Origin of the sequence: Streptomyces sp. NPDC050743 (assembly GCF_044456925.1) — a bacterium.
GTDB lineage: Bacteria > Actinomycetota > Actinomycetes > Streptomycetales > Streptomycetaceae > Streptomyces.
On sequence record NZ_JBITGJ010000200.1, the window covers coordinates 1 to 7,702 of the forward strand.

9 protein-coding genes and 1 pseudogene are annotated in these 7,702 nt (G+C 71.5%); 6 read left to right on the top strand and 4 right to left on the bottom strand.

Annotation, left to right across the window (positions count from 1 at the left end; genetic code table 11):
* Positions 1 to 220 precede the first annotated feature (220 nt).
* Positions 221 to 1,648, top strand: a complete 1,428-nt coding sequence (locus ACIBJF_RS50770) for a purine-cytosine permease family protein (RefSeq protein WP_399184681.1) — start codon at positions 221 to 223, stop codon at positions 1,646 to 1,648.
* On the opposite strand, the gene ACIBJF_RS50775 is transcribed toward ACIBJF_RS50770, so the two are convergent.
* On the bottom strand, positions 1,599 to 1,925 hold the full coding sequence (locus ACIBJF_RS50775) for an ArsR/SmtB family transcription factor (protein WP_399184682.1): 327 nt from the start codon (positions 1,923 to 1,925) through the stop codon (positions 1,599 to 1,601). The genes ACIBJF_RS50770 and ACIBJF_RS50775 overlap by 50 nt on opposite strands.
* 110 nt (positions 1,926 to 2,035) lie before the next feature.
* Here ACIBJF_RS50775 and ACIBJF_RS50780 point away from each other — a divergent pair.
* Positions 2,036 to 3,011: pseudogene (locus tag ACIBJF_RS50780) on the top strand (zinc-binding alcohol dehydrogenase family protein).
* Between the two features lie 96 nt (positions 3,012 to 3,107).
* On the opposite strand, the gene ACIBJF_RS50785 reads toward ACIBJF_RS50780, so the two are convergent.
* Both ACIBJF_RS50785 and ACIBJF_RS50790 read right to left on the bottom strand, forming a co-directional pair.
* The gene (locus ACIBJF_RS50785) at positions 3,108 to 4,088 is read right to left on the bottom strand and encodes an isopenicillin N synthase family dioxygenase (RefSeq protein ID WP_399184683.1); all 981 of its coding nucleotides are present in this window, start codon (positions 4,086 to 4,088) and stop codon (positions 3,108 to 3,110) included.
* The gene (locus ACIBJF_RS50790; protein WP_399184684.1) at positions 4,066 to 4,518 is read right to left on the bottom strand and encodes a nucleoside deaminase; all 453 of its coding nucleotides are present in this window, start codon (positions 4,516 to 4,518) and stop codon (positions 4,066 to 4,068) included. The genes ACIBJF_RS50785 and ACIBJF_RS50790 overlap by 23 nt, the downstream gene beginning before the upstream one ends.
* A gap of 96 nt (positions 4,519 to 4,614) precedes the next feature.
* Between ACIBJF_RS50790 and ACIBJF_RS50795 the strand changes: the two genes are divergently transcribed.
* From ACIBJF_RS50795 to ACIBJF_RS50805, 3 genes are all read left to right on the top strand, one after another.
* Positions 4,615 to 5,898: a PucR family transcriptional regulator gene (locus ACIBJF_RS50795; RefSeq protein ID WP_399184685.1), complete on the top strand. Its 1,284-nt coding sequence runs from the start codon at positions 4,615 to 4,617 to the stop codon at positions 5,896 to 5,898.
* A gap of 105 nt (positions 5,899 to 6,003) precedes the next feature.
* Complete coding sequence (locus ACIBJF_RS50800) at positions 6,004 to 6,447, top strand: ATP-grasp domain-containing protein (RefSeq protein WP_399184686.1); 444 nt, start codon at positions 6,004 to 6,006, stop codon at positions 6,445 to 6,447.
* Between the two features lie 223 nt (positions 6,448 to 6,670).
* A complete protein-coding gene (locus tag ACIBJF_RS50805) occupies positions 6,671 to 7,000 on the top strand; it encodes a hypothetical protein (RefSeq protein ID WP_399184687.1) in 330 nt (109 codons plus the stop codon).
* Positions 7,001 to 7,053: 53 nt separating this feature from the next.
* Here ACIBJF_RS50805 and ACIBJF_RS50810 read toward each other — a convergent pair whose 3' ends face one another.
* A complete protein-coding gene (locus ACIBJF_RS50810; protein ID WP_399184688.1) occupies positions 7,054 to 7,302 on the bottom strand; it encodes a hypothetical protein in 249 nt (82 codons plus the stop codon).
* A 36-nt stretch (positions 7,303 to 7,338) separates the two neighbouring features.
* On the opposite strand from ACIBJF_RS50810, the gene ACIBJF_RS50815 reads away from it, so the two are divergent.
* Positions 7,339 to 7,686 (top strand): PAS domain-containing protein, encoded by a 348-nt coding sequence (locus tag ACIBJF_RS50815; RefSeq protein ID WP_399184689.1) that lies wholly within the window; start codon positions 7,339 to 7,341, stop codon positions 7,684 to 7,686.
* Positions 7,687 to 7,702: the final 16 nt, after the last annotated feature.

Consider the following 7,702-nt stretch of genomic DNA (forward strand, 5'->3'; position numbering starts at 1 on the left):
CCGTTGCGGGGACGACTCGCACGGCGGGTTCGGGAGGCGGTCCGGGGAAACGGGCTGGTCGCAAGGCCAGCGCCGCGCCCCGGGCCGACCTTACATTTGGCCGCGATGACCGACACCCGCAGGTCGTCCCCGATGCCTACAGGTTGTACGCCGGCAAGCCTTTTGAAGCGGACAATGCGCCCCTGGGCCGGAACCCGCCCGGGCCGGACACTTACCTCGCATGACGACTGCTCCTGCCAGCTCAGCCACCACGATCGCCCCCGAGTACGGTGACCGGGTCATCGCCGTCGAGACGGCGGGCTCGGAACCCATACCCGACGCCGAACGGCACGGCAGCCCGCTGCAGCTGCTGTGGACGTGGGCCTCCCCGAACATCGAGTTCGCGACCGTCTACATCGGCGTGATCTCGGTCCTCTTCTTCGGCCTGGACTTCTGGCAGGCGACCGCGGCCATCCTCCTCGGCACCGCGCTCGGCGCGCTCACCCAGGGTGTGCTGTCCCTGGACGGGCCGCGCTTCGGCGTCCCGCAGATGGTGATCGGCCGCTTCTCCTTCGGTTTCCTGGGCAACATCCTGCCGTCCGGGGTCAACGGCCTGGTGGCAGGCGTCGGCTGGTTCGCGGTGAACAGCGTGAGCGCGGCCTTCGCCCTCAACACCCTCACCGGCCTGCGCCCCCTGCCCTCGCTGCTGCTGGTGGTGGCGGCGGAGATTCTGATCGGCTTCATCGGCCATAACTTCGTGCATGTATTCGAGAAATACGCGTTTCCCGCGCTCGCCGTCGTCTTCCTGTTGGCCGGCGTGTGGACGTTCAAGGACGCGCACCTCGGCGGGGGCGGCTCAGGTGGAGGTGTTGGCGGCTTCCTCCTTGCGGTCAGCACCGCCTGGGGCTACGCGGCGGGCTGGAACCCGTACGCGGCGGACTACTCGCGCTACCTGCCGCGGACGGCGAACCGCTTCAGGACGGTCCTGTTCCCGGCGCTCGGCCTGTTCCTGTCGGTCGCGGTGGTCGCAGTGATCGGCGCGGCGTCGGCGACGATCGTCGCCCCGAAGGACGCCACCCCGACGGCGGCCTTCACCGGCCATCTGCCGGGCTGGCTCGGCGACCTGGTGCTGCTGGCCATCATCCTCGGCGCGATCTCGGCCAACGCCCTGAACATCTACTCGGGCGCGATCTCGATCACCGCGCTCGGCCTGAAGCTCCCCGCCTGGCTGGGCCGGAGCACGCTGGTCGTGGTGTCGGGCGTGGCGGGTACGGCGGCGGCGTGGGCGTCGCTGTCGGACGCGGGGTCCGCGTACGAGGCGTTCCTGCTGATCATCGCGTACTGGGTGGCACCGTGGCTCGGGGTCATCCTGGTGGAGCGGTGGCTCCAGTCCCGTACGGCCACCGGCGAGGAGCTGGCGCGGCGGCTGGGCGACCGCTCCTACACCAACTGGCCCGGACTGGCGGCCCTGTTGATCGGCGTGGCGGTGTCGGTCCCGCTCTTCTCCAACCAGGAGAAGTACGTCGGCTGGGTCCCGGAGCACTACCCGTCCTTCGGCGACATCACGCCCCTGGTCGGCTTCGTGGTGAGCGCCGGGCTGTACGCGGCGCTGCGGCGGTTCAGTCCTGCCGCAGCACCAGTTCCAGCAGCCCCGGAAACCGCGCGCTGAACTCCGCCCGGCGCAGCCGGTTGACCCGCCTCGGCCCCTCGTCGCGCTGCTCGACCAGACCCGCCTGACGCAGGACCGCGAAGTGATGGCTGAGGGCCGCCTTGCCGACCGGTACGTCGAAGCTGCCGCAGGTGCGGGACCAGTCGGCGGAGGCCGCCAGATCCCTGACGAGCGTGAGGCGTACGGGATCGGCGAGGGCCGTGAGAGCGGTCTGGACGGGGACGTCGTCCGGGTGGGTGTGCTCGGGCGTGGCCCGATGACTGGTGCGCGCCGACACGCTCGCCTCCCTCGCCGCCTGCGCCGTGTGCTGCGCTTGCCTAGTGTTCGATGAAAACCATACACTCCCGAGTGTTCGCTTCTCACTGAACACTCGCTGAGGAGTGTGCCATGCGCGCGGTCGAGTTCCAGGAGTACGGCGGTCCCGAGGTCCTGAAGGTGGTGGAGGCAGACGTGCCCGAGCCGGCCCCCGGCGAGGTGAGCGTCGACGTGGCGTACGTGGGCGTGAACTTCGCCGACCTCAAGGCCCGGTCGGAGGGCTATCGCGTGCCAAGTCTCCCCTTTTCGTCCGGGACTTGAGATCTCAGGCCGCGTGCGAGCGGTCGGCACCGGTGTCACCGGCCTCGCCGTCGGGCAAAAGGTGGCCGCGCTGACGCAGGACGGCGCGTACGCGGACGTCGTGGTCGCCGACGCGGGGACCGTCTTCCCGCTGCCGGCCGGGGTCGCTCTGCGCGCCGGCGCCACGCTGCCGTCGGTGCTGCCGACCGCCTACGCGCTCGTCCACACGGTCGGCCGGCTGCAGCCCGGCGAGACGGTCCTCGTGCAGGGCGCGGCGGGCGGAGTCGGCACCGCGGTGGGCCAGTTGGCCAAGGCGGCGGGCGCGCGGGCGGTGTACGGCGTGGTGTCGAGCGCCGCGAAGGCCTCGTACGCGCAGGAGTACGGCTACGACGAGGTGTTCGTCGGCGAGTTCGAGCAGGCGGTGCGGGCGGCGACCGACGGCCGGGGCGTCGACCTCGCCCTGGACCCGGTCGGCGGCGAGACGCTCCGCGCGAGCCTGGCGTCGCTGGCCCGCTCCGCCCGCCTGGTCTCGTACGGCAACGCGAGCGGGGAGCCGGCCTGGACGGTGGGCCAGCCGGAGCTGTACCCCCGCGGGCTGTCGGTCGCCGGCTTCTCGATCCTCACCCTGGCCCAGACGGCTCCGGAGGAACTGCGCACCCTGACGGAACAGGCCTTCGCGACCGCAGTGGACAAAACCGTGACCCTGCCGGTGACGGCGGAGTTCGGCCTGGAGGAGGCGGCCAAGGCTCATCGGCTGATGGGGGCGCGGACGAGCACGGGGAAGCTGCTGCTGCGGGTCGCCCGCTGACGTGCCGACGATCCGCAAGAACCGCTACGGCTGCTGAGGCCGGTACCCGGTCGGATCCCCTCTCCGACCGGGGGTCGCCTTCGATTCCGGCTTCTGTCAGCCCACGGTGATTGAGTCCAGCTTCTCCCGCAGATACACATGCGAGTCGACCGGCCCGTACGCCACCCGCCCCACCGGAGCGGGAACCGACTCGACGACGGTCCCCGGGGTGCACTCGCCGAAGTAGACGAGTGACATCAACTCCTCGGCGGGTGCGTCGGCCGGGGGCGGCAGGACGCGGTGGCGGCCCGAACGCCAGCGCTCGCCCGTCCAACGGGCCATCAGATCCCCGATGTTGATGGTGAACGCCTCCGGGTCGTACGGCGCGTCCTCCCAGCCGCCGTCGTCCGTGTAGACCTGCAACCCGCCCTTGCCGGCCTGCCGGTCGAGGATCGTGACCGTGCCGAAGTCGGTGTGCGGGCCGATGCGGAACTGGCCCGGCTCCGGCTCGCCCATGACCTCCGTCCCCGGATACCAGTTGATGTTGAAGCCATAGGTGGGATGGTCCATGTGGCGCGTGAAGAAGTCAGGTTCCAGGCCCAGGGCCTCGCCGAGCAGCGCCAGCAGATGGTTCTCCAGCTCCCCCATCCACGCCAGGTACTCCTCGCACAGCACCCGCAGCTCCGGCACCTCCCCGGGCCAGACGTTCGGCGCATACCACTGCGCGTTGATCTCCGGGTCCTTGAACGGCTCGTGCGTCGCGAAGGTCAGCGACTCCTTGAGGTCGGGCGGGGTCTCGGTCCCCTCGGAGTAGCCGTTGGCCTCGGCGCCGGGGCCGAGCCAGCCGCGCCCGCCGACCTTGGCGGCGTACTTCTCCTTGAGCTCGGCGGGCAGCGTGAAGAACGTCCGCGCGGCCTGACGGATCCGGGCGCGCAGGGACGGGTCCACGCCGTGGCCGGTGACCAGTAGGAATCCGGCGGTCTGGAGGGCCTCGTCGACGGTAGCGGCTGTGCGGGCGCGGGCGTCCGGGTCGCCGTCCAGCCACGGCCGCAGATCGATGGTGGGGATACGGGGCTCAGTCACTTCCGATGTCCTCATTCCACAGAGCCGGGTTCTTCTCGATGAAGTCGCGCATCAGTGCCGTGCACTCGGGGTCGTCCAGGAGGACCACCTCCACACCGTGTTCCGCGAGCCAGTCGTGGCCGCCGTGGAACGTGGTCGCCTCGCCGACGACCACCCGCAAGATGCCGAACTGGCGGACCAGGCCGCTGCAGTACCAGCACGGCGAGAGGGTGGTCACCATCGTCGTACCCCGGTAGGAGCGCTGGCGGCCCGCTGCGCGGAAGGCGGACGTCTCCGCATGCATCGACGGGTCGTCGTCCTGGACGCGGCGGTTGTGGCCGCGGCCGAGGAGGGTGCCGTTAGCGCCATAGAGCGCGGCGCCGATGGGGATGCCTCCCTCGGCGAGGCCTGCGCGGGCCTCCGCGACGGCGGTGGCGAGCCACTCGTGTGCCTGTGCCTGATCCATCCCTTCACTCTGCGTCGGCCGAAACACCGGGGCAACGTGCGGAAAGTACTCTCCGGGCAACCCGCAGCCGGACGAACTGTCGCCCTGGAGGATCTCGTGCCCGCACTCACCCTCCGCGAGATCCTGGCCCTCGAGCCGGTGCGGGCCGCCGAGCCCGAGCTGCTCACGGGCGAGGGCTTCCTCGACCGCCCGGTGCGCTGGGTGCACTCCAGTGAGGTGTACGAGGGCGCGAACTTCCTGGACGGCGGCGAACTGCTCCTGACGAACGGGTTCGGGCTGACGGACGCCGGCGAGGAGATCCGGCGGCGGTATGTGCGCGAGCTGGCCGCGCGGGGCGCGACGGGGCTCGCGGTGGAGGTGGGGCGGTCGCTGCCGCACATGCCGGACGAGGTGAAGGACGAGGCGCGGCGACTCGGGCTGCCGCTGCTCGCACTGCACCGGGTCGTGCCCTTCGTACGGATCACCGAGGCCGCGAACCGGGCGATCGTGGCCCGCGGGTTGTCCGGGCGGTCCGTCGTACGGCCCTGGGGCGGCGACCACACGGCCGCCCTGCTCGCCGACCTGGCCGACGGGCAGGCCCTCAACCAGCCCGAGGTGGAGGCGCGGGCGGCCCTCGCCGGTTTCCAGCCGGGGCCGGGGGCGCGGCTGGTCGGGGTGTCGGTGCACGGGGCGCGGGACGCGGGGATCGTGGAGCGGGCGGTACGGGCGCTGGGCGGGGGCGGGGTGCTGCGGGCGGTGTTTCCGGGGGACGTGCTGGCGTTGCTCGCGTTGGCCGGCGCAGACGGGCGGGCCGCCGTACGACCGGGTATCGCACGCGACCCGGTGCGCGCCGTGCAGGACGCGTTCCGTGCCGCCGCCGAGGCCGGGCTGACCGTGGCGGTCGGGCATGCCGTGGCGGCGGGCGGCGGCTGGCAGCGGTGGAGCGAGACGCTGCGGGCGGCGCGTACGACGCTGGAGCTGGCCCTGACCGTGCCGTCCGCCGAACCGTCCGCCGACGGGGGACCGCTGGTGACGTCGTCCCGCGCACTCACCCTCGAACGAGAGCTGACCCGCGGCGGCATGGACGCCAACCGCGACCGCCTCTCCCGCCTGGTCCAGCACAGGCTGGGCCCGCTCCTTGCCTGGGAAGCGGCGCACCCCAGCGATCTGACCCGCACCCTGGAGGTCCATCTGCGCCACGGCTGCTCGCCCACGCGCACCGCGGCCCTCCTGCACATCGGCCGCCAGTCCCTCTACCAGCGCCTGGACCGCATCGAGTCCCTCCTCGGCGTGGAGATAGCCGACCCGGACCTGCTCGGCGACCTGCTCACGGCCCTGTGCGCGCACCGCATCGTGCGGGGCGCACCGGCCACGGCTCAGGGGCTGCGGACAGTGGCGTGAGGAGGCCGTGCCCCGCCCCGGGCAGCGCCGCGCCCTGTGACCGCCCTCCGCGCGGCCGTCCCCGTCAGCAGCGGGCGTGCATGGGAATCCCCGTACGACAAGGCCGTGCCGATCGTGGAGCTGGCTTTCCGACAAGCCCGGTTCGCCGCACTCCTGACCGAGCACGGCATCCCGACACCACGTACCGTCCTGTCGGACGAGATAGACCAGGCCCCCGACGGCCCGCTCGTCGTCAAGCCCCGGTATGGGCAGGGCGCCAAGGACGTGCACTTTTGCCGGACCCGCGAGCAGGCGCGTGTCCTGTGCGAGCTGATGCCCCACCCCCTGGTGCAGCAGCGGGTGAAGGGGAGGGAGTTCACAGCCGACTGCCTCGTCGACCGCTCCGGCCGCGCCTCGGTGGTGCTCAGACACCGGCTCGTGGTCAAGGGCGGGCTCGCCATGGTGAGCGTCCGGGGCGGTCAGCGGGACGCGGGGAAGCCCAGGTCCGGACCGGCCGCCACCTCGGCCGGGTCCGGCCAGCGGCTCGTGGTGACCTTGCCGCGCGTGTGAGGTCTCACTGTTGTTGCGGTGATTACATGCCGTTGACCTGCCGTGCAGCAGATGGATTGCGACGGGCTCTGGACCCTTTGCGGGCTGTTTGGACTGCGGTCCTGCAGGTTAGGTGAGACTGCCGCAGATGTGGTGAGAACGCCTACCGCAGCGGTGCTGGGGGCGCATCGCGCGGCGAGCCCTGGCCGCCGTCCTCGCCGGCGAACGCCTGCCGGACTCCTGGATGGAGGAGATCACCGCCCCCGGAGCGGACGACGCGGACGAGCAGCGCACCTACACCAAGCTCATCACCGCCGTCAGCGATTACCGGCGCCGTCATCACCGCGCAGGCCCCGACGTCCTGGGACCGCGCCCCCAAGGCCTCGACGGTGAGGAGTGGGACCACCTCACCGACGCCATCGACCTCTACACGCACGCCCGCGTGCAACGCCGCCTGGAGCAGATGCGGGCTCGTACCGCCGCCGAACGCGCAGCCATCCTGCCGCCCACCTCGCCCCTGCGGCGGCCGCCGCCAGATACGCACCGCCCTGGCCACCGGCCTCCCTCCCGGTGACACTCCACCCGTGCCAGGCGGATTCCGCAGGGGACAAACGCTGGCCGAAGCTGCTATGGCTGCGGCTGGTGAGGATCCCTGTCCTGCTGCACTTCGCTCTGCCGGCGCTCGTCGTCCGCACCGTTGCACGTGAGCTGGGCGAGTGCCGATTCCACCTCGCCGGTGATACGGCGCAGGGCGATCAAGGCGCTGGGCATGAGGGCATTGACATCCTCCTTAGTCCAGCTGGCCAGCACCTTGCCGTCCTGCTGGATCTCCGCCGCCAAAGTCGTGACGGTCCCCATCAAGAAGCCGCCCAGCACGATCCGGCGTCCCGACTCGTCCGGGCCTGGAGCCCCGTGCGAGGTCGGCGCGCGGAGGATGCGCTGGTGTGGCCGGGCTTCGACCAGGCGCCCTGCGCGCTGGCGGTCTTCGACACGGACCTGCGGGTCGTCCGGGCGAACGCGGGCATGGAGCGCGCCCTCGGACTCACCAGCGACCAGATGCGCGGGCTGCGCGCACCGGAGTGCTTCCCGCATCCGGAGGTGGAGAAGAACGAGTTGCTCATGCGTCGTGTGCTGGAGACCGCCGAGCAGCACCACCGCGAGAGCTTCCTGCGCGTACCGGGTGAGAAGCTGTTGTCTTTCCGGACGCGAGGACTGCGTTTTCGCTGGTGGGGCATGGGGCCGGCGGTCTGGTGGGAGTGACGGCTTGTCATGTCGT

Excerpts from the sequence above, each read along its gene's own strand:
- ACIBJF_RS50790 (WP_399184684.1), bottom strand. The coding sequence starts at position 4,518 with ATGGATCAGGCACAGGCACACGAGTGGCTCGCCACCGCCGTCGCGGAG.
- ACIBJF_RS50805 (WP_399184687.1), top strand. The coding sequence starts at position 6,671 with ATGGAGGAGATCACCGCCCCCGGAGCGGACGACGCGGACGAGCAGCGC.
- ACIBJF_RS50785 (WP_399184683.1), bottom strand. The coding sequence starts at position 4,088 with ATGAGGACATCGGAAGTGACTGAGCCCCGTATCCCCACCATCGATCTG.
- ACIBJF_RS50770 (WP_399184681.1), top strand. The coding sequence starts at position 221 with ATGACGACTGCTCCTGCCAGCTCAGCCACCACGATCGCCCCCGAGTAC.